Annotated in this window: 17 protein-coding genes and 1 pseudogene; 12 read left to right on the forward strand and 6 right to left on the reverse strand. The window is 67.3% G+C overall.

The window, feature by feature from the left end:
• Nucleotides 1-2 precede the first annotated feature (2 nt).
• Both ertD and ACIIOY_RS00725 read right to left on the reverse strand, forming a co-directional pair.
• Nucleotides 3-1,379 (reverse strand): hydantoin-5-propionate amidohydrolase, encoded by a 1,377-nt coding sequence (ertD, locus tag ACIIOY_RS00720; RefSeq protein WP_411032685.1) that lies wholly within the window; start codon nt 1,377-1,379, stop codon nt 3-5.
• A 13-nt stretch (nt 1,380-1,392) separates the two neighbouring features.
• Nucleotides 1,393-2,931, reverse strand: coding sequence for an aromatic amino acid lyase (locus ACIIOY_RS00725; protein WP_411032686.1), 1,539 nt, complete (start codon nt 2,929-2,931; stop codon nt 1,393-1,395).
• Nucleotides 2,932-3,103: 172 nt separating this feature from the next.
• Between ACIIOY_RS00725 and ACIIOY_RS00730 the strand changes: the two genes are divergently transcribed.
• Nucleotides 3,104-4,267, forward strand: coding sequence for a LysR family transcriptional regulator (locus ACIIOY_RS00730; protein WP_411032687.1), 1,164 nt, complete (start codon nt 3,104-3,106; stop codon nt 4,265-4,267).
• 117 nt (nt 4,268-4,384) lie between these two features.
• The gene (locus ACIIOY_RS00735; RefSeq protein ID WP_411033041.1) at nt 4,385-5,476 is read left to right on the forward strand and encodes a nucleotidyltransferase family protein; all 1,092 of its coding nucleotides are present in this window, start codon (nt 4,385-4,387) and stop codon (nt 5,474-5,476) included.
• 4 nt (nt 5,477-5,480) lie between these two features.
• On the opposite strand, the gene ACIIOY_RS00740 is transcribed toward ACIIOY_RS00735, so the two are convergent.
• Entirely contained in the window at nt 5,481-6,455 is a 975-nt protein-coding gene (locus ACIIOY_RS00740; RefSeq protein WP_411032688.1) for a GlxA family transcriptional regulator, read from the reverse strand.
• Between the two features lie 114 nt (nt 6,456-6,569).
• On the opposite strand from ACIIOY_RS00740, the gene bcoG reads away from it, so the two are divergent.
• The 9 genes and pseudogenes from bcoG (at nt 6,570) to ACIIOY_RS00785 (ending at nt 18,931) form a co-directional block, all read left to right on the forward strand.
• Complete coding sequence (gene bcoG / locus ACIIOY_RS00745) at nt 6,570-7,484, forward strand: 3-dehydrocarnitine:acetyl-CoA trimethylamine transferase BcoG (protein WP_411032689.1); 915 nt, start codon at nt 6,570-6,572, stop codon at nt 7,482-7,484.
• A 186-nt stretch (nt 7,485-7,670) separates the two neighbouring features.
• Complete coding sequence (locus ACIIOY_RS00750) at nt 7,671-9,167, forward strand: carnitine 3-dehydrogenase (RefSeq protein ID WP_411032690.1); 1,497 nt, start codon at nt 7,671-7,673, stop codon at nt 9,165-9,167.
• 162 nt (nt 9,168-9,329) lie between these two features.
• Nucleotides 9,330-10,490, forward strand: a complete 1,161-nt coding sequence (locus ACIIOY_RS00755) for an acyl-CoA dehydrogenase family protein (RefSeq protein ID WP_411032691.1) — start codon at nt 9,330-9,332, stop codon at nt 10,488-10,490.
• Between the two features lie 172 nt (nt 10,491-10,662).
• Nucleotides 10,663-12,729: an acetate--CoA ligase family protein gene (locus ACIIOY_RS00760; protein ID WP_411032692.1), complete on the forward strand. Its 2,067-nt coding sequence runs from the start codon at nt 10,663-10,665 to the stop codon at nt 12,727-12,729.
• Nucleotides 12,726-13,508 carry a carnitinyl-CoA dehydratase gene (locus ACIIOY_RS00765; protein ID WP_411032693.1) on the forward strand — a complete coding sequence of 261 codons (783 nt, stop codon included), beginning with the start codon at nt 12,726-12,728 and terminating at the stop codon, nt 13,506-13,508. Before ACIIOY_RS00760 ends, ACIIOY_RS00765 begins: the two co-directional genes overlap by 4 nt.
• Before the next feature lie 276 nt (nt 13,509-13,784).
• On the forward strand, nt 13,785-15,374 hold the full coding sequence (locus ACIIOY_RS00770; protein ID WP_411032694.1) for an ABC transporter substrate-binding protein: 1,590 nt from the start codon (nt 13,785-13,787) through the stop codon (nt 15,372-15,374).
• A gap of 155 nt (nt 15,375-15,529) precedes the next feature.
• Nucleotides 15,530-16,483, forward strand: a pseudogene (locus tag ACIIOY_RS00775) (ABC transporter permease); the annotation flags it as partial.
• Entirely contained in the window at nt 16,480-17,307 is an 828-nt protein-coding gene (locus ACIIOY_RS00780) for an ABC transporter permease (protein ID WP_411032695.1), read from the forward strand. The pseudogene ACIIOY_RS00775 and the gene ACIIOY_RS00780, both read left to right, overlap by 4 nt.
• Nucleotides 17,300-18,931 (forward strand): ABC transporter ATP-binding protein, encoded by a 1,632-nt coding sequence (locus tag ACIIOY_RS00785; protein WP_411032696.1) that lies wholly within the window; start codon nt 17,300-17,302, stop codon nt 18,929-18,931. The genes ACIIOY_RS00780 and ACIIOY_RS00785 overlap by 8 nt, the downstream gene beginning before the upstream one ends.
• A 240-nt stretch (nt 18,932-19,171) precedes the next feature.
• Here ACIIOY_RS00785 and ACIIOY_RS00790 read toward each other — a convergent pair whose 3' ends face one another.
• From ACIIOY_RS00790 to ACIIOY_RS00800, 3 genes are read right to left on the reverse strand one after another with little or no spacing between them, the layout of a single operon-like run.
• Nucleotides 19,172-19,522 (reverse strand): PAAR domain-containing protein, encoded by a 351-nt coding sequence (locus ACIIOY_RS00790; protein WP_411032697.1) that lies wholly within the window; start codon nt 19,520-19,522, stop codon nt 19,172-19,174.
• Nucleotides 19,522-19,938, reverse strand: coding sequence for an ACT domain-containing protein (locus ACIIOY_RS00795; RefSeq protein ID WP_411032698.1), 417 nt, complete (start codon nt 19,936-19,938; stop codon nt 19,522-19,524). The genes ACIIOY_RS00790 and ACIIOY_RS00795 overlap by 1 nt, the downstream gene beginning before the upstream one ends.
• Nucleotides 19,935-20,846 (reverse strand): alpha/beta hydrolase, encoded by a 912-nt coding sequence (locus ACIIOY_RS00800; RefSeq protein WP_411032699.1) that lies wholly within the window; start codon nt 20,844-20,846, stop codon nt 19,935-19,937. The genes ACIIOY_RS00795 and ACIIOY_RS00800 overlap by 4 nt, the downstream gene beginning before the upstream one ends.
• 113 nt (nt 20,847-20,959) lie before the next feature.
• On the opposite strand from ACIIOY_RS00800, the gene ACIIOY_RS00805 reads away from it, so the two are divergent.
• A complete protein-coding gene (locus tag ACIIOY_RS00805; RefSeq protein WP_244766861.1) occupies nt 20,960-21,133 on the forward strand; it encodes a DUF1328 domain-containing protein in 174 nt (57 codons plus the stop codon).
• Nucleotides 21,134-21,262 lie beyond the last annotated feature (129 nt).

The raw sequence follows: 21,262 nt of genomic DNA on the forward strand, positions 1-21,262 counted from the left end.
CGTCAGGCCTCCGCGCAAACGAGCGTCGGCGGCGGCCGCACGAAGGCGCCGGTGCCCGGTTCGGCAAGAACCTTCCTGCCGTCGAAGGCCAGCCTGCCGCGCAGCCAGGTCGCCGAAACGCGCCACGGCAGCCTGATGCCGTTATAGGGCGACCAGCCAACGACGTTGTGGCCGCTTTGCGCCGCGTCATAGGTATAGGGTTCGGGCGTCAGCACGGTGATGTCGGCGTCCTTGCCGGCTTCCAGCGCGCCCTTGACGTGATCGAGCCGGAAATGGCGGGCCGGGTTCAGCGCCATCAGCTCGGCCGCCCGCGTCAGCGGAATGCCGCGCTCCAGCGCGCCCTTGACGAAGAGCGGCACCATGACCTCCAGCCCCGGCACGCCGGAGGCGTTCGCCAGCATGTCCGGGTTCGTCTTGCGATCCTCCGACCAGCTCACATGGTCGGTGGAGACGAGGGTGACATTGCCCGCCGCGACATGCCGCCAGAGCTTTTCCACCTCGGCGCGCGGGCGGATCGGCGGGTTGATCTTCGCCTTGCCGCCGAGCCGGGCGACGTCGTTCTCCTCGTCCAGCGTCAGGTAGTGGATGCAGCACTCGATGGTCGCCCGGTGCCCCTGCGCCCGGTAGGCGGCGGCGATCTCGTAGCCGCGGCCGAGCGAGCAGTGCACCACATGCGCCGGGCAGCCGGTCGCCGCGCCCGTCTCGTAGATCTGGCAGGAGGCGATGAGTTCCGTCAGCGGCGGGCGGGAGAGACCGTGCGCGCGCCAGTCGGTGATGCCGGCCGCCTTCACCCTGGCGATGGCCGCACGCACCGCCTCGTCGTCCTCGTTGTGCACGCCGGCCGCCAAACCGGTCGGCGCGATGGCGCGGAAACATTCCTCCAGCAGCGCCGCAGAGATGCGCGGGAACCGCTTCGGGTCCGTACCGAAGGTGGAGAACTTGAAGGCCGCGACGCCCGCCCCGACCATCTCGGGAATGCGCGCCGGCCCCTCTTCCGGGTCGACCGTTCCATAGAGCGCGAAGTCGACGCGTGCCTGTGACGCGGCATGATCGATCTTGCGCCTCACCGCCTCGGCCGAGCAGACGAGGTTGCCCTCGTCGTAGGGCATGTCGACGATGGTCGTCACGCCGCCCGCCGCCGCCGAGCGCGTCGACCAGATGAAATCCTCCTGGTCCTTCTGCGAGAGCGAATGGACCTGGGCGTCGATCGCGCCCGGCAGGATCAGCGCCCCGGCAAGGTCGTGCCGCTCCCTCGCCGCCGGCATGGCGCCCTGCCCGACATGCGCCACCCTGCCGTCCCGTACAGCCACATGGCCGCCCTCGACGAGGCGATCCGGCAGGACCACGGTGCCTTTCAGAACGAGATCGAAATCGGCCATTTCCGTGCCTCCGTCAGGTTTTCAAAGCGAAGAAGCCGTCGAGATCGGCCATGGGCGCGGCATCCATGAAGGCGGCGAGCGCATCGGGGCTTGCAAGGTCGCGGTCGAGCGCCTCTATCTCGGCGGAAAGCGGCCGGTCCTTGCGGTAGAAGGGGCTGATCGCCCGCGTGCGCTGGTAGGCGAGAGCCGCGACGCCCTCGACATTGTCGCCGGCAAGGTCGATCGCCTGCGCCGACAGCAGGGCTTCGAGCGCGGCGAGCTGGCGCAGGTCCCGCACCTGGCTTTCCATGCGCTCGACGATGAGCGGCAGGAAGGTCGCCTCCTCCTCCAGCCCGCCGGCCACCACGATCGACTGTGCCGAGATCGGCACGGCAAGCGACTGGATGCGCATGTAGAGCTCGACCGCGAGCTTCAGGAGCGGGCCGAACCCCGTCGCCGTCTCGCCGGGCGCGACGAGGTTGACCGGCAGGTTGCGCCGCACGCCGTTGGAAAGCAGCACGCAGCGGTTCAGGACGTTGCGGGCGAGGTGCGCGAAGCCCGTCTGCGCCGCCTCGACATAGAGCGTGGCCGACAGCGGCAGGGAACCGCCGGAAGCCATCACGTGGTTGTCCAGAACCACCGGATTGTCGTCCGGCTGCGCCGTCGCCTCGACGATGCGCTCGGCGGCATTCATCAGCGTATCGAGGCAGGCGCCGAACACCTGCGCGGTCATGCGCAGGCTCAGCGGATCGTGGATCGCCGAGGGTTTTGGCCAATGGCCCGATGCGGCCTGCGCCTCGAACCATGTGCCCGCCAGCGCCTCGCCATGGGCGGACAGCCGGGCCGCCACCCGCCAAGGATCGGCGGAAGCGCCGAGCGCCTGGGAGGACAGCACGCCCGTCACCATGAGGTTGCGGATCGCCTTGGCCGCCTCGCGCAGCACATTGGCGGCGGCGGCATGCGAGATCGCATTGACGCTGAGCGCGGCCAGCGCGTCGCGCGGCTGCATGCGATAGGGTTGCAGGCCGGCACGTCTCAGGGCCTCCGCCGCGGCCAGCCGCTCGCCGCCGTACCACGCTTCGCCCTCGCCCGTCAGCACCGCCGCGACCTGCCCCATCAGGCCGATATCCGCGCAGCCCATGGAGCCGTGACGGCGTACCACCGGCACGACGTCCTTTTCGAGAAGCGAGAGGAAGGCGCCGATCAGGTCCGGGCTGCAGCCGGAATAGCCGCCGAGCGCGGTGTTGACGCGGATGCCTATCGCCTTGCGCACGATCGGCAGGGAGAAGGGCTCGCCGGTGCCGAAATGATGCGCCTTGACGAGGCTGTCGTTGAATTCGACGAGATCGTCCGCCGTCCAGAGCTTGTCCTTCATCGAGCCGACGCCCGTATTGGCCCCGTAGATGGGCAGGCCCGCGGCGAGGCGATCCGTGACGACGCGGCGCGCCTCGGCGACGCGCCCCATGCCGATCTCGCAGGCCACCGGACGGCGCGCACCGGTGCCGATCGCCTCCAGCGCGGCGAAATCGAGCGGTTGGCCGGTGAGATGGAGCGTGTCGGCGGAAGCGGGCATGGTGCGGAAAGCCTGTTTTGGAAGCAATCCCAGGAAAGGCCGAACGGTTATCCGTCCGGAATTGCGTGGAAACCGGGTGGGGATGTTATGCGGAACGCAGGCCAAACGTATATCCCAAAATCCGCACGGCTTATGCTATAAGCCGAACAGACGGAAGCCGAAGGACCCTCCCGTGGATCTATCCACCCTCTGCCTTGTGCACAGCATTCTCGAAGAACGCGGCATCCGCAGGGCAGCCGCCGCGGCCGGGCGCCCGGCCTCCAGCGCCAGCGCCGCGCTCCGCCGCGTCGAGGCGGCCCTGTCCGTGCCGCTGGTGCGCCGCGACGGCCGGGCGCTCGTGCCGACGCTCGACGCCGAGGCCCGCCTGCCGCGCTTTGCGGAGATCGCCCGCGCCGGCGCGGCGCTCGCCGCCCTCGGCAAGGGTTCGGCAATGCCGCCTCCCGTCTCGCTCGCCGCCCTCGCCCGCTTCGCCGCGACCGCAAGGGCCGGCAGCATCAACGCCGCCGCCAAGAGCCTCGGCCTCGGCCAGCCGCAGCTCACCCGCCAGCTCAGCCATCTGGAGGAGACGGTCGGCTGCAGGTTGCTCGAGCGTTCGAGGACGGGCATAAGCTGCACGCCAGCCGGCCTCGAGGTCCTGTCGCTCGCCGAGCGCATCGCCACGGCCTGGGACGCCCTCTCCGCCGCCGCCGCCGAGCGCTTCCGCCGCAACGCCGCCACCTGGCGGCTCGGTACCGTCATCCCCTTCGGCCACGAAAGCGAGATCGCCGCCATGCTCGCCCGCCTCGCCGTCGAATGGCGCGCGGCCCGGCCCCGCCAGCCGCTCTTCCTTTCCTCCACGACGGCGGACGAGCTCGTCTCGGGCCTCAAGAACCGCCGTTTCGACCTGATCCTCCTCGACACGGACCATTATCCCGCCGAATTCGAGGGCCGCCTGATCGGCCGCGCGCAACTCGCCCTCGCCGGCCCGCGTGCGCTGGGCGGAACCGGAGGGCAGGACCTTGCCGCGCTGCTGCGCCGCCATCCCGTCGCCGTGCCGAGCCCGCGCAGCGGCCTGCGGCAGATGACGGACCGCTTCCTCGAAGCCACGCTGTCCCCGGCGGAACGCGCCCGCCTGACGCTGGTCGAGGTCGATTCGATCCCGGTCATCATCAACCTCGTGCTCCGCCACGGCCATCTCTCCGTCCTGCCGGAACAGTCCGTCGCCAACATCAGCCCGCCCCCGACGCTCCTGCCGCTCGATCCGGCCTACCGGCAACCGCTGAGCCTCGTCTGGCCGCGCGACGCGCTCTCCCGGCAGGCGGCGGAACAGATTTTTGCGATAGCGACGAGAGGATGAAGATGCCGGAAAGCACTTTGACGGGTTTTCCCGGCATTATACCATTTTTGCGAAAAAGGTATAATCAACGGGAATCGGTTATACCTTTTTCGCAGAAATGGTATAATGCGCCCCATGTTGAAACCGATAGACATCGCCTACCAGACCCTGTTCTCGGAGTTGACGCAACGCTGTTTCGACGGTGCGTTCGTGAGCGATTTTCCGCCGGAGGGGCGGTTCGTCCCGGTCACGGTCAACGATCGCGCCTATTGGTATTTCGATACGCCGGACGGTGCCGGCGGAAAGAAGCGATCCTATGTCGGCCCTGCCGAAGACCCCGAGATTTCCGGCCGTGTCGAGCGCTTCAAGGACCTGAAAGCCGACATCAAGGCCAGGCACAAACTGGTCTCCACGCTGGTGCGGGAAGCCTATCTGCCGCAGCCCAACGCCATCGCCGGGGATGTCGTCGAGGCTCTTGCGAATGCTGGCCTCTTCCGTTTGCGGACCGTCCTTGTCGGCACGACCGCATTTCAGGCCTATCCGGGGCTGCTTGGCGTTCGCTTTGACAAAGCCAGCCTGCAAACCGGCGACGCCGACTTTGCCCAGTTCCACTCCGTGTCTGCGGCAGTGGAAGACAGCATTCCCCCGGTTCTTCAGGTCATCCGCAGCGTCGACAAATCGTTCCGCGAGATACCCCATCGCAATGGGAGCACCCAGGCCACGCAGTTCCGGGCAAAAAGCGGCTTCATGGTCGAATTCCTGACACCGAACCGGGGCTCGGACGAGAACGAGGAGCAGCCGGCCCGCATGCCCGCCCTCGGCGGCGCGGCGGCAACGCCCCTGCGCTTCCTCGATTTCCTCATCCATCAACCGGTGCGCAGCGTGCTGCTGCACAAGGCCGGCGTTCCTGTCCTTGTTCCCGCGCCCGAGCGCTTCACCGTACACAAGCTGATCGTCGCAAGCCGCAGGCTCATCGACGGCAGCAGCCTTGAAAAGAGCGAGAAGGACAAGAGGCAGGCGAGCGCCCTTGTCGAAGCGCTCCTGCATCTGCGCCGGCATGTGGAGCTCACGATTGCCTATTCGGATGCATGGCAGAGAGGCAAGGCCTGGCGGGAAGCGCTCGGCAGAAGCTTGGCCTCCCTTACCCCGCACGATCGCGAAAGGTTGCAGGAAGGTCTGTTCGAAGGCCTCAAACATATCGGCGACGCCCCGGCGACGGTCGGCCTCTGAGAAGCTAGCCCTTCACCCCGGTCCTGAGCCGCCGCCGGGTCTCCGTCGGACTCTCGTGGTAGTGCGCGCGGTAGCTGCGCGAGAAGGCCGAGGAGGAGTTGAAGCCGGTGAGCGCGGCGATGTCGGCGAACTCGGCCCTGGTCTCGATCACCTTGCGCCGCGCGGCGTTGAGGCGCAGCGCCAGGTAATGCCGGTGCGGCGCGACGCCCATCGCCTCCTGGAACAGGTCCTGCAGGTGCCGCGCGCTGATGCCGACGCGCCTTGCTAGACGCGAGAGCGTCAGCGGCGCGTCCACCGTCTCCTCCATCAGCCGCACCGCCTGGCTGACGCGCTGGTCGGCGACGCGCATGTTGCCGAGCGCCGGCACCTGGAGCAGGCCGCCGGTGCGCTCGTGCTCGTAGATGAAGAGCCGCGAGACCTCGAGCGCCAGCGAATAGCCCTGCCGGCGGCGGATGACCTCCAGCATCAGGTCGAGCGTCGGCAGCGAGCCGCCGGTGGTGATGCGCTTGCCGTCGATGACGTAGCGCTCGCGCATGACGGCGATCTGCGGATAGCGGGAGGCGAATTCCTCCATGTCCTCCCAGTGGATCGTCACCGAATGGCCGTCGAGCAGGCTCGCCTCGGCCAGCAGCCAGCTTCCCGATTCGATGCCGGCCATCATCGTGCGATGGCGCGCCGTCTGCGAGAGCTGCCGGCGCAGGAGCGGCGTCGCGCTCGCCTGCCATTGATAGGAGGAGAGCACGAAGAGCGGATGGGCCTCCTTCTCCGGCCGGAACGGGCCGTCGACGGGCACGGGAATGCGGCTGCGCGTCTCGATCGGCGCACCGTCCGGCGAGAAGATCCGCCAGCGGTAGAGGTCCTGGCCGGAGATGCGGTTGGCGGCGCGCAACGGCTCGATGACCGAGGCGACGAGGATGAGGTTCGTCTCGGGCAGCACGAGGATGTCGATGTCGAGCGTATCCGAAGAGGGGTCGAGCATGGCGCGATCCTGCGGCGCGGCTTCTCGGATTGTCAAGGATGGATCCGAAAAGTGAAAGCATCGCACGTTCTCTTGGCTCGTAATGGGCCCAACGAGAATACTGGGAGAACGACAATGCCCCTGGCCATGAACCGTGACGTCTTCATCACCTGCGCCGTCACCGGCTCCGGCGACACCGCCGGCAAATCCCCCCACGTGCCGCGTTCGCCGAAGCAGATCGCCGACTCGGCGATCGAGGCCGCGAAGGCCGGCGCGGCGATCGTGCATTGTCATGTCCGCGATCCGCAAACCGGCGCGCCGAGCCGCCGCAACGACCTCTACCGCGAGGTGACCGACCGTATCCGCGCCGCCGAGGTCGACGTGGTGCTCAACCTCACCGCCGGCATGGGCGGCGACATGATCTTCGGCAACGTCGAGCAGCCCCTTCCCCTCAACCCCAACGGCACCGACATGGCCGGCGCGACCGAACGCGTTTCCCACGTCGCCGAATGCCTGCCGGAAATCTGCACGCTCGACTGTGGCACGATGAACTTCTCGCTCGGCGACTACGTGATGACCAACACGCCGTCCATGCTGCGCGCCATGGCGAAGCTGATGACGGACCTCGGCGTGCGCCCGGAGATCGAGGCCTTCGACACCGGCCATCTCTGGTTCGCCAAGCAGCTCGTCGAGGAAGGCCTGATCGAGGACCCGGTGCTCATCCAGCTGTGCATGGGCATTCCGTGGGGCGCGCCGGACGACCTCAACACCTACATGGCGATGGTCAACAACGTGCCGGCGGGCTGGACCTTCTCCGCCTTCTCCATCGGCCGCAACGCCATGGCCTACCCGGCCGCCGCGGTGCTCGCCGGCGGCAACGTCCGCGTCGGGCTGGAGGACAACCTCTACGTCGCCAAGGGCGAGCTCGCCACCAACGCGCAGCTCGTCGACAAGGCCGTCACCATCGTCGAGAGCATGGGCGCGCGCGTCATCGGCCCGGCCGAGGTGCGCGAGAAGCTGAAGCTGACGAAGCGCGTGCCGCGCGGGTGATCGATTGCCCCTCACCCTAACCCTCTCCCCGCAAGCGGGGAGAGGGGACCTGCCAAACCGACCATCCGGGATGGAGGAAAACGGCGCGGCATATCCCCTTCTCCCCACCTGCGGGGAGAAGGTGGCGGCAGCCGGTTGAGGAGCAAATCGCCGAGTATGCAAGAACACAACAAGGGAACGCACAGCATGACCACCATCCACAAGGCAGCCTGCATCGGCGGCGGCGTCATCGGCGGGGCGTGGGTCGCGCGCTTCGCGCTGGCCGGCATCGACGTCAGCGTGTTCGATCCGCACCCCGAAGCCGAGCGCATCATCGGCGAGGTCATGGCCAATGCCGAGCGCGCCTATGGCATGCTCACCATGGCGCCCCTGCCGCCGAAGGGAAAGGTCGTCTTCTGCAACAGCATCAGGGAAGCCGTGCAGGGCGCTGACTGGATTCAGGAAAGCGTGCCCGAACGCCTGGAGATGAAACGCGGCGTCCTCACCGAGATCGACGCGGCCGCAGACCCGACGGCCCTCATCGGCTCCTCCACCTCCGGCCTGATGCCGACCGATCTCCAGCGCGACATGAAGCACCCCGAGCGCCTGTTCGTGGCCCATCCCTACAATCCCGTCTACCTGCTGCCGCTCGCCGAGCTCGTGGGCGGCGAGAAGACTTCGCGCGCGGTGCTGGAGGACGCAAAGGCCAAGCTCGCCCCCATCGGCATGAAGGGCGTGATCATCAACAAGGAGATCGAGGCCTTCGTCGGCGACCGCCTGCTGGAAGCCGTCTGGCGCGAGGGCCTCTGGCTCATCAAGGACGACATCTGCGACACCGAGACGCTGGACGACGTGATCCGCTATTCCTTCGGCATGCGCTGGGCGCAGATGGGCATGTTCGAGACCTACCGCATCGCCGGCGGCGAAGCGGGCATGCGCCACTTCCTCGCCCAGTTCGGCCCCTGCCTCTCCTGGCCCTGGACCAAGCTCACCGACGTCGTCGACCTCGACGACGCGCTGGTCGAGAAGATCGCCTCGCAGTCCGACGCCCAGTCCGGCGCACGAAGCATCCGCGAGCTGGAGCGCATCCGCGACCAGAACCTCGTCGGCATCATGCACGCGCTGAAGGCCGGCGACGAGGGCCGCGGCTGGGGCGCCGGCAAGCTGCTCGCCGAATTCGAGGAGCATCTGTGGGCCAGGGCCGGCAAGGCGAAGGTGGACGTCTCCGCCGCCGCGCCGCTGCGCCTCGTCGACACCAAGGTCAACGCCGCCTGGGTCGACTACAACGGCCACATGACGGAGCACCGCTACCTCCAGCTCTTCGGCGACACGTCCGATGCGCTGCTGCGATTGATCGGCGTCGATTTCGCCTATGTCGAGGCCGGCCACAGCTACTACACGGTGGAGACCCACATCCGCCATCTCGGCGAGGCCAGGCTCGGCCAGGCGCTCTATACGACGCTCCAGCTGCTGTCGTCCGACGCCAAGCGCCTGCACTTCTTCACCCGCATCCACGACGCGGCGACCGGCGACGTCATCGCGACCGCCGAGCAGATGATGCTGCACGTCGATTCGAAAGCCGGCAGGAGCGTCGACGCGCCGGCCGAGGTGCTGGCGAAGATCGCACCGATCGCCGAGGCCCATGCCAGGCTGGCGGCGCCGGACGGCGCGGGGCGGAGCGTCGGGCAGAAGAAAGCGCAGTAAGAACGAATGGCCCCCTAGCCCTCTCCCGGCAAGCGGGGAGAGGGAACCTGCCGACGGCGGGCCTGGGAATGGAGGAAGCCGGCGCGGCATATCCCTTCTCCCCGCCCGCGGGGAGAAGGTGGCGGCAGCCGGATGAGGGGCAAACCAAACGAGGAGAATGCCATGAACTTCGCATTGACCGACGAGCAGCAGATGATCGTGGACACGGTCCGCGCCTTCGTCGAGACGGAAATCTATCCGCACGAGAACGAGGTCGAGCGCACCGGCCATGTGCCGCCGGAGCTCGGCCGGGAGATCGCGAGGAAGTGCAAGGAGATCGGCTTCTTCGGCTGCAATTTCCCGGAAGAGGTCGGCGGCGCGGGGCTCGACCATCTTTCCTTCACGCTGGTCGAGCGCGAGCTCGGCCGCGGCTCGATGGCGCTCACCGTCTTCTTCGGCCGCCCCTCCGGCATCCTGATGGCCTGCAACGGCGAGCAGCGCGAGAAATACCTGCTGCCGGCCGTCCGCGGCGACAAGTTCGACGCCCTCGCCATGACCGAGCCGGACGCGGGCTCCGACGTGCGCGGCATGAAGTGCTTCGCCCGCAAGGACGGCGACGACTGGGTCGTCAACGGCACCAAGCACTTCATCAGCCACGCCAACATCGCCGATTTCGTCATCGTCTTCATCGCCACCGGCGAGGAGGACACGCCCCGCGGCAGGAAGAAGCTCATCACCTGCTTCCTCGTCGACCGCGGCACGCCGGGCTTCGAAATCCGCGACGGCTACAACTCCGTCTCGCACCGCGGCTACAAGAACTGCATCCTCACCTTCGACGAATGCCGCCTGCCCTCCTCCCAGATCTTGGGCGAGGTGCACAAGGGCTTCGACATCGCCAACGACTGGCTCTACGCGACGCGCCTCACCGTCGCCGCCACCTCGGTCGGCCGGGCCCGCCGCGCCTTCGACTACTCGCTCTCCTATGCGGCCGAGCGAAAACAGTTCGGCAAGCCGATCGGTGCGAACCAGGGCGTCTCCTTCAAGCTCGCCGACATGATAACGGAGATCGACGCCGCCGACCTTTTGACGCTGTCGGCCGCCTGGCGGCTCGACCAGGGCCTTCCCTCGAACCGCGAGATTGCCTCGGCCAAGGTCTACGCCACCGAAATGCTCGCCCGCGTCACGGACGAGGCGATCCAGATCTACGGCGGCATGGGCCTGATGGACGACCTGCCGCTCGCCCGCTTCTGGCGCGACGCCCGCGTGGAACGCATCTGGGACGGCACCTCGGAAATCCAGCGCCACATCATCAGCCGCGACTTGTTGCGGCCGCTGGGGGCTTGAGGATGGTAGAGTCCGTCTTTGCCCCTCACCCTAACCCTCTCCCCGCAAGCGGGGAGAGGGGACGTGCCAAACAGCACGCCTTCAAGCGGGAAAACGGCCCGGCATATCTCCTTCTCCCCGTCGCGACGGGGAGAAGGTGCCCGGCAGGGCGGATGAGGGGCAAGAACAACACATGACCGCTCCCCGCCCCCTCGACCGCCTCATCCGCCCGGAATCCATCGCCGTCTTCGGCGGCAAGGAGGCGCGGCGGGTGATCTTCCAGTGCGACAAGATGGGCTTTGCCGGCGAGATCTGGCCGGTGCACCCGCGCGAGGAGGAAATCCTCGGCCGCAAGTGCTACCGCTCTGTCGCTGACCTGCCCGGCGCGCCGGATGCCTCCTTCGTCGGCGTCAACCGGGAGCTCACCATCGGCATCGTCCGCGACCTTGCCGCCCGCGGCGCGGGCGGGGCGGTCTGCTATGCCTCGGGCTTCCGCGAGGCCGTCAGCGAGCTCGCCGATGGCGATGATCTCCAGAAGGCGCTGGTGGAGGCGGCCGGCGACATGCCGGTCCTCGGGCCCAACTGCTACGGCTTCATCAACATGCTGGACGGCGCCCTGCTCTGGCCCGACCAGCACGGCATGCTGCGCATCGAGCGGGGCGTTGCCGTCCTCACGCAGTCCTCGAACATCGCCTGCAACATCTCCATGCAGCAGCGCGGCCTGCCGCTCGCCTATATCCTGACGGCCGGCAACCAGGCTCAGACCGGCCTTGCCGACCTCGCCTGCGCGGTTCTGGAAGACCCGCGCGTCACCGCCGTCGGCCTGCACATCGAGGGCTTCGACAGCCTGGAGGCGCTGGAACGCCTCGCCTTCCGGTCGCGGGAGCTGAAGAAGCCCGTCGTGACGCTGAAGGTCGGCAAGTCGGAGCAGGCGCAGCTCGCCACCGTCTCGCATACCGCCTCGCTCGCCGGCAACGATGCGGTCTCCTCCGCGCTCCTCGCCCGCCTCGGCATCGGCCGCGTCGAGACGCTGCCGGAGCTTCTGGAGACGCTGAAGCTGCTGCATGTCGCCGGCCCCCTGCCGAGCCACGACATCTCCTCGATGTCCTGCTCCGGCGGCGAGGCCTCGCTGATGGCCGATGCCGGCGTGAAGCGGAAGGTCAATTACCGGGCGCTGAAGGACGAGCAGCGCCAGCCGCTGCGCGAAACGCTCGGCCAGATGGTGACGATCTCCAACCCGCTCGACTACCACACCTTCGTCTGGGGCAATCGCGAGAAGCAGACCGCCGCCTTCGCGACGATGATGAAGGGCGGCTACGCGCTGAACCTCGTCGTGCTCGACTTCCCGCGCCTCGACCGCTGCGACGCGGCCGACTGGACCGCCACCTGCCACGCCGTCATCGATGCCTCGAAGGCGACGGGCGCGAAGGCCGGCATCGTCGCCAGCATGGCGGAGAACATGCCGGAAGAGACCGCCGGGATGCTGATGCGGAACGGCGTCGTGCCCTTCCACGGCATCGAGGAAGCGCTGGCCGCCGCGGAGGCCGCCGCCGGCATCGGCGACATCTGGACGAGGCCCCTGCCCGCGCCGCTGCTGAAGGTAGCGGCCGGCGAAGGCGAAGCGGTCACGCTCACCGAGCACGAGGCCAAGCAGGCGCTCGCCGCCCACGGCCTGCGTGTACCCCGGGGCATCGCAGCCGAGACGGTGGAGGCCGCCGCCGACGGCGCGGAAACGCTCGGCTTTCCGGTCGCGCTGAAAGGCCTCGGCGTCGCGCACAAGACGGAAGCCGGGGCCGTCAGGCTGAACCTCGCGAGCCGCGCAGCGGTTCTGGAGGCCGCGAAGGCGATGGCCGGCGTCGCCTCCGGCTTCCTCGTGGAAAGGATGGTGGGCAAACCGGTCGCCGAACTCATCGTCGGCGCGATGCGCGACCCGGTGGCCGGGCCGGTGCTGACGATCGGTGCGGGCGGCATCCTCGTCGAATTGCTCGAAGATTCCGCGATTCTGACGCTTCCGACGGACGAGACGACGATCCGCGAGGCCATATCCGGCCTGAAGATCGCAAGGCTGCTCGACGGCTATCGCGGCGCGCCGAAGGGCGATGTCGACGCCCTTGCCGCCGCCGTCGCATCAGCGGCATCCTATGTCGTTTCAAACGCTTCAATAATCGAAGAACTGGACGTTAATCCCATAATGGTGCTGCCGGAAGGCGACGGTGTCGTCGCGGCCGACGCACTGATCCGTCTGAGGAAAAGCCCATGACCGGACCGATAAGGCAGCGCCGCGAAGGCGGCATCCTGGAAGTGACGATCGATCGCCCCAAGGCGAACGCCATCGATCTGGCGACCAGCCGCATCATGGGCGAGGTCTTCCGGGACTTCCGCGACGACGAGACCCTGCGCGTCGCCATCGTCACCGGCGCGGGAGAGAAATTCTTCTGTCCGGGATGGGACCTGAAGGCCGCCGCCGCGGGCGACGCGGTGGACGGCGACTACGGCGTCGGCGGCTTCGGCGGCATGCAGGAACTGCGCGACCTCAACAAGCCGATCATCGCCGCCGTCAACGGCATCTGCTGCGGCGGGGGCCTGGAGATCGCTCTCTCCACCGACCTCATCCTCGCCGCCGAGCACGCCACATTCGCCCTGCCGGAGATCCGCTCCGGCACGGTGGCCGACGCCGCCTCGATCAAGCTGCCCAAGCGCATCCCCTACCACATCGCCATGGACATGCTCCTGACCGGCCGGTGGCTCGACGTCCAGGAGGCGCACCGCTGGGGCTTCGTCAACGAGATCCTGCCCGCAGGCAAGCTGATGGAGCGCGCCTGGGAGCTGGCGCGCCTCCTCGAAAGCGGCCCGCCGCTCGTCTATGCCGCGATCAAGGAAGTGGTGCGCGCCGCCGAGGGCGAGACCTTCCAGACGACCATGAACAGGATCACCCGCCGGCAGTTCCGGACGGTCGACATCCTCTATTCCAGCGAGGACCAGCTCGAAGGCGCCCGCGCCTTTGCCGAAAAGCGCGATCCCGTCTGGAAGGGACGATGAGGAGCCTGCCCCTGCATCGGGCGAGGCGCGCAGACTTCCATAAGCCTCACTTGTGGAAGAAATAGATAATTTAGGGCGTTACAGGCGTCTTATACGGGAATAGCTTATGGAAAACGGGCCGCATGGCGGCGGAAGAAGGAGGCGTTCGAGAGACGGGAAATGAACCGCCGCCGGCATAAAAGCCGGTGGGGGAGGTTGCCTTGGAGGCGAAAAACAGAAATTCTGCCAATCACAACAACAAATGCCCATTTCAGGGCCAGCAAAGGGAACAGGGGAATGACTGATTACACCAAATACCTCACCAGCCAGGTCACGCTCGGCCGCATGAACCGGCGCGAGTTCATGGGCCGCGCCGCTGCATTCGGCATCACGCTCGCCGCTGCCGGCACGATGTTCGAGACCGCCGCACGCGCGCAGGAACCCAAGCGCGGCGGCCACCTCAAGCTCGGCCTCGAAGGCGCCGCCGCGACCGACTCGAAGGACCCGGCCAAGGCGCTCTCGCAGTTCATGTTCGTCGTCGGCCGCAACTGGGGCGACATGCTCGTCGAATCCGAGCCGCTGACCGGCCAGCCGGTGCCCGCGCTCGCCGAATCCTGGGAACCGTCCGCCGACGCCGCGACCTGGACCTTCAACATCCGCAAGGGCGTGAAATTCCACGACGGCAAGGAACTGACCGTCGACGACGTCATCAAGACCCTGCAACGCCACACCGACGAGAAGTCGGAATCGGGCGCGCTCGGCGTCATGAAGTCGATCAAGGAGATCAAGGCCGACGGCGACAAGCTGGTGCTCGTGCTGACGGAAGGCAATGCCGACCTGCCGCTGCTGCTGACCGACTACCACCTCGTCATCCAGCCGAACGGCGGCCTCGACGATCCGAACGCCATGATCGGCACCGGCCCCTACAAGGTCACGAGCTTCGAGGCGGGCGTGCGCGCCACCTTCGAGCGGAACCAGGACGACTGGCGCCAGGACCGCGGTTTCGTCGATTCGATCGAGATGATCGCGATGAACGACGCGACGGCCCGCATCGCCGCGCTCTCTTCCGGCCAGGTGCACTACATCAACCGCGTCGACCCGAAGACGGTCGACCTCCTGAAGCGCGCCCCGACCGTGGACATCCTCTCCACCTCCGGCCGCGGCCACTACGTGTTCATCATGCATTGCAACACGGCGCCGTTCGACAACAACGACCTGCGCCTTGCGTTGAAATACGCGATGGACCGCGAGACCATGCTGGAGAAGGTGCTCGGCGGCTACGGCAAGGTCGGCAACGACTTCCCGATCAACGAGACCTATGCCCTCTTCCCGGAAGGCATCGAGCAGCGCACCTACGACCCGGACAAGGCGTCCTTCCATTACAAGAAGTCCGGCCACAGCGGCTCGGTGCTGCTGCGCACCTCCGACGTCGCCTTCCCCGGCGCGGTCGATGCCGCCGTCCTCTACCAGGAGAGCGCCAAGAAGGCCGGCATCAACATCGAGGTGAAGCGCGAGCCGGGCGACGGCTACTGGTCGAACGTGTGGAACGTGCAGCCGTTCTCCACCTCCTATTGGGGCGGCCGCCCGACGCAGGACCAGATGTATTCCACCGCCTATCTGTCGACGGCGGACTGGAACGACACCCGCTTCCTGCGCGAGGACTTCGACAAGCTCCTGCTGGAAGCCCGCTCGGAACTCGACGAGGCCAAGCGCAAGGACATGTACCGCACCATGGCCATGATGGTGCGCGACGAGGGCGGCCTGATCCTGCCGATGTTCAACGACTTCGTGAACGCCGCCTCCAAGCAGGTGAAGGGCTACGTGCACGACATCGGCAACGACATGTCGAACGGCTATGTCGCAACCCGCGTGTGGCTGGACGCCTGATGGCCGGCGGCGGACCGGCGCACGGTCCGGAGCTGACAGCAACGGCGGCTGCGGGCGAAGCCCCGCAGTCTGCCGGCGTTGCCGGGTCGGTTGCGTCCACTGAAGCTCCCGTTAGCGAAGGCGTGCCTTCGTTCTGGGCCAAACTCAGCAAGAGCAGCCCGCTCGCGGCGCTCATATTGCAGCGGCTCGCGCTCAGCGTGGCGTTGCTCTTCGCCGTGTCCCTGATGATCTTCGGGGGCGTGGAAGCCCTGCCCGGCGACTTCGCGACGACCTATCTCGGCCAGTCGGCGACGCCCCAGGCGGTGGAGAACATCCGCAAGGAGCTCGGCCTCGACCAGCCGGCCACCACCCGCTACCTCAACTGGCTCGGCGGGGCGGTCCAGGGCGATTTCGGCACGTCCTGGGCATCCAGGAACTCGGTCAGCGAGCAGATCGGCAAGCGCCTCGGCAACTCGCTGTTCCTCGCCTTCTTCGCGGCGCTCATCTCCGTGCCGCTCGCCGTCGGCCTCGGCATGCTCGCGGTGCAATACCGCAACCGCCTGCCGGACAAGATCATCAACGTCATCTCGCTGGCGGCGATTTCGCTTCCGGAATTCTTCGTCGGCTATCTCCTGATCCTGTTCTTCGCCGTGCAGATGGGCGTCGCCACCTTCCCGGCGACGGTCTACGACACCATGACGCTCGGCCAGCGGCTCTCGGCCATCGCGCTGCCGACGGCGACCCTCGTCCTCGTCGTGCTCGCCCACATGATGCGCATGACGCGCGCGGCGATCCTCAACGTCATGTCGTCCGCCTATGTCGAGACGGCGGAACTGAAGGGCCTCTCCAGCCTGCGCATCATCGCCAAACATGCGGCACCGAACGCCGTGGCGCCCGTCATCAACGTCATCGCGCTCAACCTCGCCTATCTCGTCGTGGGCGTCGTCGTGGTGGAGGTGGTCTTCGTCTATCCCGGCATGGGCCAGTACATGGTCGACGCCGTGACGGTGCGCGACATGCCGGTGGTGCAGGCCTGCGGGCTCATCTTCGCCGCGTTCTACATCTTCCTCAACATGTTCGCCGACATCCTCGCGATCGTCGCGAACCCGAGATTGAGGCACCCGCGATGAGACTTTCCACCATTCCCGTCAGCGCGTGGGTCGGTATCCTGGGCATCGCCCTTGCCGTCTTCTGCGCCCTCTTCGCGCCCCTCATCGCCCCCTACGGCGAAAGCGAGATCGTCGGCTCCGTCTGGCAGCCGATGGGCGGCGACTACCTGCTCGGCACGGACAATCTCGGCCGCGACCTCTTCTCGCGGCTGATCTACGGCGCCCGCACCACGATCTTCGTGGCGCTGGCGGCGACCGTGCTCTCCTTCTCGCTCGGCATGCTGCTCTCCTTCATCGCGGCGGTGACGGGCGGCTTCGTCGACCAGGTCTTCTCGCGCTTCAACGACCTGATGATGGCGATCCCGACGCTGATCTTCGCCCTCGTCGTGCTCGCCGTGCTGCCGCAGCAGCTCTGGATCCTCATCCTCGTCATGGCGATCCTCGACAGCACCCGCGTCTACCGCATCGGCCGCGCCGTCGCGCTGGACGTCGCGGTGATGGAGTTCGTGGAAGCCGCGAGGCTGCGCGGCGAAGGCACGGGCTGGATCATCTTCCGGGAAATCCTGCCCAACACGCTCTCGCCGCTGCTCGCCGAATTCGGCCTGCGCTTCGCCTTCTCGATCCTGTTTCTCTCCACCCTCTCCTTCCTCGGCCTCGGCATCCAGCCGCCGGCCGCCGACTGGGGCGGCATGGTGAAGGACAACAAGGACGGCATCATCTTCGGCATTTCCGCCGCGCTGATTCCGGGCGGCGCGATCGCCGGGCTTGCCATCTGCGTCAACCTCGTCGTCGACTGGCTGATGAAACGGACCTCCAGCCTCAAGGGAGGGCGCGGCGATGCCTGATCTTCTTTCCGTACGGAACCTCAAGATCGAGGCGACGAGCTACCCGCCCGGCGAGCCGCCGCGGACCGTGACGCTCGTCGAGGGCGTCTCCTTCGACGTCGAGAAGGGCAAGGTGCTCGGCCTCATCGGCGAATCGGGCGCCGGCAAGTCCACCATCGGCCTCACCGCGCTCGCCTACGGGCGCGGCGGGGTGCGCATCACCGGCGGCGAAGTGCTGCTGAACGGCCAGGACCTCCTGAAGCTGCCGCCCTCCGGCATCCGCAAGGTACGCGGCTGCAAGGTCTGCTACGTCGCCCAGTCGGCGGCCGCGGCCTTCAACCCCGCCCACCGGCTCGGCGACCAGGTGATCGAGGCCTCGCTGAAGCACGGCATCATGAGCCGTGCGGAGGCGGAAAAGCGGGCGCTCTACCTCTTCAAGGTGCTCGGCCTGCCCAATCCGGAAACCTTCGGCCAGCGCTACCCGCACCAGGTCTCCGGCGGCCAGTTGCAGCGCGCCATGACCGCCATGGCGCTCTGCCCCAACCCGGAGCTCATCGTCTTCGACGAGCCGACGACCGCGCTCGACGTGACGACCCAGATCGACGTGCTCGCCGCCATCAAGCACGCCATCGAGGAGACGCACACGGCCGCGCTCTACATCACCCACGACCTTGCCGTCGTGGCGCAGATCACGGACGACATCCTCGTGCTCCGCCACGGCAAGACGGTGGAATACGGCCCGGTCAAGCAGATCATCGAGGCGCCGAAGCAGGACTATACCCGCGCGCTCGTCAACGTGCGCAGCACGAAGCGCGAGGAGGCGCCCGACCAGTCGGACACGCTCCTGAAGGTGGACAACATCACCGCCGGCTATTCCAACGGCTTCAAGGTGCTGCAGAACGTCTCGCTGCACCTGCCGAAGGGCCAGACGCTGGCGGTCGTGGGTGAATCGGGTTCCGGCAAGTCCACCCTCGCCCGCGTCATCACGGGACTCCTGCCGCCGCAGGAGGGAACGATCGGCTTCGACGGTTCGCCCCTGCCGAAGGCGCTCAAGGGCCGGACCAACGACCAGCTGCGTCGCATCCAGATGATCTACCAGATGGCCGACACGGCGATGAACCCGCGCCAGACGGTGCGCGACATCGTCGGCCGTCCCCTCACCTTCTACTACGGCATGCGCGGCCAGAAGAAGACGGAACGGGTGAAGGAACTCCTGGAACAGATCGAGATGGGCGGCCGCTTCGCCGACCGCTATCCGGCGGAGCTTTCCGGCGGCCAGAAGCAGCGCGTGGCGATCGCCCGGGCGCTGGCGGCCAAGCCCGAGCTCATCCTCTGCGACGAGCCGACCTCCGCCCTCGACCCGCTGGTGGCGGAAGGCATCCTGAAGCTGCTTCTCAAACTTCAGGACGAGACCCACGTCTCCTACATGTTCATCACCCACGACATCGCCATCGTGCGCGCCATCGCCGACAGCGTGGCCGTGATGCATCGGGGGCGTCTCGTGCGCTTCGGGCCGAAGTCGAAAGTGCTCTCGCCGCCGTTCGACGACTATACCGACCTCCTGCTGAAATCCGTCCCCGAGATGGAGATCGGCTGGCTGGAACGCGTGCTGACGACACGGCGCATGGAGAGCGCGGGGAACTGAAACGGTGGCGGGCGGCTTCGGTCGGCTGTCTGGTTTCAGAAGGATGCAACCGTTCCATCCCCCAGCCAACCTCTCCTTCGTCATGGTCGGGCTTGACCCGACCATCCACGCCCCCGGGCGTCTGTGGATCCTCGGGTCGAGCCCGAGGATGACGACAGCGGATGGGGAAAGGTCACGTCAAACAGGACCCTCGGCTTCAATTGCCACGCGCCCCTGAATTGGCCGGGGCCGCCCCGCGCTTCAATTCTGCGTGCACGCCACATCCCCGACGCGGCTGGCGGATTCGCCTTCGACGCTCACCGTCTCCTCGCCGCGCGCCGTGCAATTGCCCTTCTCGCCGACGCCCGTGCGGAACTTCACCATGGGCTGGCCCTCGATCATGACGCTCGGCACGATCTCGTAAAGCTCCGGCGGGCAGTTCACCACATCGGACAGGCGCAAAGCCGGCGCGCCGCCGATGAAGACACTCTTCGAGCCCGACAAGGCGCAGGCCGGAATGGGGGCCGGAGCGGTCTCGGCGGCCGAAACGGACGGCAGCCCGGCCATCAGGCCGAAGATCAGCGCCGTACCTGCAAATTGCCCGCATTTCATCACGCATCTCCCTTTTCACGCGCTGTGCGGGATAGATCCCGCAGCGTTTCGAGCGCCCGTTCCGCATCCCGCTCCGGCACGAATATATGGTCGTGGTGATAGGCGGCAACCACGTTGGCGCTGATGCCGGCATCGGTCAGCGCCGTCGCAAAGGCCGCCGTCAGGCCGACCGCTTCCAGCGAGGAATGCACGGTCAGCGTGATCATCCGCATCGGCGGGCTGGCGGCCAGCCCTTCGGCGGCATCGGCCGGCAGGATCAGCGTGATGCCCTCCTCCTCCCGGAACAGGCCGATCGGCCCGCGGGCCAGATGCTCCGCCAGATCGGCCGGCGCCACGCTGGCATAGACGAAGCTGCCTTCCGCCAGCGCCGGCTCCAGCGTCCGCAGAAGCTTATCGAGATCGACGACGCCGCTCATGAGCCTGCCATCCGGCGCACGGCCTCGCACAGCGCGGCAAAACCCGCCTTCGCGCCTGCGCTCATGAAGCGGGCGCGCAGCCAGGCGTGGATCATCTGCTTCTCCTCGCGGAACTCCACCGGCACGCCGGCAAGGACGAGCCGCGCCGCATAGGCCCGTGAGTCGTCGCGCAGCGGATCGAAATAGGCGCCGGTGATGAAGGCGGGCGGCAGGCCGGCGAGGTTTTCCGAACGCAGCGGGAAGGCATGCGCCGAATCCTCCGGCGCCTTGTAGACCTCGCGGTACCAGGCAACGTCCGCGGTCGAAAGCCCCGGCGCGTCGGCCATCTCCTGGTAGGATCCGGAAACGAGATCGCCGCCGAGGGCGGGATAGACGAGCGCCTGTCCGGCGATGCCCGTCAGCCCCTCGTCCCGCGCCTTCAGCACGATGCCGGCGGCAAGGTTTCCGCCGGCGCTGTCGCCGATGACGACGACCGGGCGGCTTTCCAGGAGAAGCTCGACAAGCACGGCCCAGCAGTCGTCGAAAGCGGCGGGCCAGACATGTTCCGGCGAGAGACGGTAATCGACGGACACCAGTTCCGCGCCGGCCGCCTCCGCGATTTCGGCGCAGATGGCGTCATGGCTCTCCAGCGAGCCGACGACGAAACCGCCGCCGTGGATGTAGAAGAGCCGTGTGCCGGTCGCGACCCGCGCCGGGCGGTAGCGGCGGACGGGGACGCGTCCTGCGGCCATGCCGTCCTCCCGGACCATGCCGGCCGGCGACGGCGCGTTGAACGCGGCGCAGAGCGCATCGTACCAGGCGCGCTGCCGGGCGATGTCCGCATCCACGGCATCGGCGGGATAGAAATCCTCGCAGCGCTTGTGGAAAGCGAGAATCCCCTCCTCGGTCGGCATGGGGCGTTCGGTCATGGCGGCTCCTCGTCGTTTGCGCGATCATAGCAGCGCGGCCGCCGCCGGTCGCCGTGCCGGGAACCTTTTTCCGGTTCGCGCGTCCTCCTGTCGACAGATTTGGAGGCACCGCCATGCTGAAATGGGCACTGATCTTTCTCGTCATCTCGCTGATCGCCGGCTTCCTCGGCTTTTCCGGCGTTTCCGCCGCGACGGCCACCATCGCCAAGGTGCTGTTCGCGATCGCGCTCGTTATCTTCTTGATTTTCCTTGTGCTTGCATTGATGGCGGGCAGCCTCGCCTTCTGAGTGCAATCCATCCACAGGCCGTGTTGCGAGGCGGCAACACGGGGCGAAACATGACAGTTTTAGTCATATAATTCGTTGCGGCGGGCCGAATCCTGATGAAAACAGTCATGTATTGACTGTCCTGTCAGA

The organism is Shinella agrisoli (assembly GCF_046557955.1).
In the GTDB taxonomy this organism is placed as follows: domain Bacteria; phylum Pseudomonadota; class Alphaproteobacteria; order Rhizobiales; family Rhizobiaceae; genus Shinella.

Excerpts from the sequence above, each read along its gene's own strand:
- ACIIOY_RS00740 (WP_411032688.1), bottom strand. The coding sequence starts at position 6,455 with ATGCTCGACCCCTCTTCGGATACGCTCGACATCGACATCCTCGTGCTG.
- ACIIOY_RS00785 (WP_411032696.1), top strand. The coding sequence starts at position 17,300 with ATGCCTGATCTTCTTTCCGTACGGAACCTCAAGATCGAGGCGACGAGC.
- ACIIOY_RS00780 (WP_411032695.1), top strand. The coding sequence starts at position 16,480 with ATGAGACTTTCCACCATTCCCGTCAGCGCGTGGGTCGGTATCCTGGGC.
- ertD (WP_411032685.1), bottom strand. The coding sequence starts at position 1,379 with ATGGCCGATTTCGATCTCGTTCTGAAAGGCACCGTGGTCCTGCCGGAT.
- ACIIOY_RS00800 (WP_411032699.1), bottom strand. The coding sequence starts at position 20,846 with ATGACCGAACGCCCCATGCCGACCGAGGAGGGGATTCTCGCTTTCCAC.
- ACIIOY_RS00805 (WP_244766861.1), top strand. The coding sequence starts at position 20,960 with ATGCTGAAATGGGCACTGATCTTTCTCGTCATCTCGCTGATCGCCGGC.
- ACIIOY_RS00770 (WP_411032694.1), top strand. The coding sequence starts at position 13,785 with ATGACTGATTACACCAAATACCTCACCAGCCAGGTCACGCTCGGCCGC.
- ACIIOY_RS00795 (WP_411032698.1), bottom strand. The coding sequence starts at position 19,938 with ATGAGCGGCGTCGTCGATCTCGATAAGCTTCTGCGGACGCTGGAGCCG.
- ACIIOY_RS00790 (WP_411032697.1), bottom strand. The coding sequence starts at position 19,522 with ATGAAATGCGGGCAATTTGCAGGTACGGCGCTGATCTTCGGCCTGATG.
- ACIIOY_RS00755 (WP_411032691.1), top strand. The coding sequence starts at position 9,330 with ATGAACTTCGCATTGACCGACGAGCAGCAGATGATCGTGGACACGGTC.
- ACIIOY_RS00760 (WP_411032692.1), top strand. The coding sequence starts at position 10,663 with ATGACCGCTCCCCGCCCCCTCGACCGCCTCATCCGCCCGGAATCCATC.
- ACIIOY_RS00765 (WP_411032693.1), top strand. The coding sequence starts at position 12,726 with ATGACCGGACCGATAAGGCAGCGCCGCGAAGGCGGCATCCTGGAAGTG.
- bcoG (WP_411032689.1), top strand. The coding sequence starts at position 6,570 with ATGCCCCTGGCCATGAACCGTGACGTCTTCATCACCTGCGCCGTCACC.
- ACIIOY_RS00750 (WP_411032690.1), top strand. The coding sequence starts at position 7,671 with ATGACCACCATCCACAAGGCAGCCTGCATCGGCGGCGGCGTCATCGGC.
- ACIIOY_RS00725 (WP_411032686.1), bottom strand. The coding sequence starts at position 2,931 with ATGCCCGCTTCCGCCGACACGCTCCATCTCACCGGCCAACCGCTCGAT.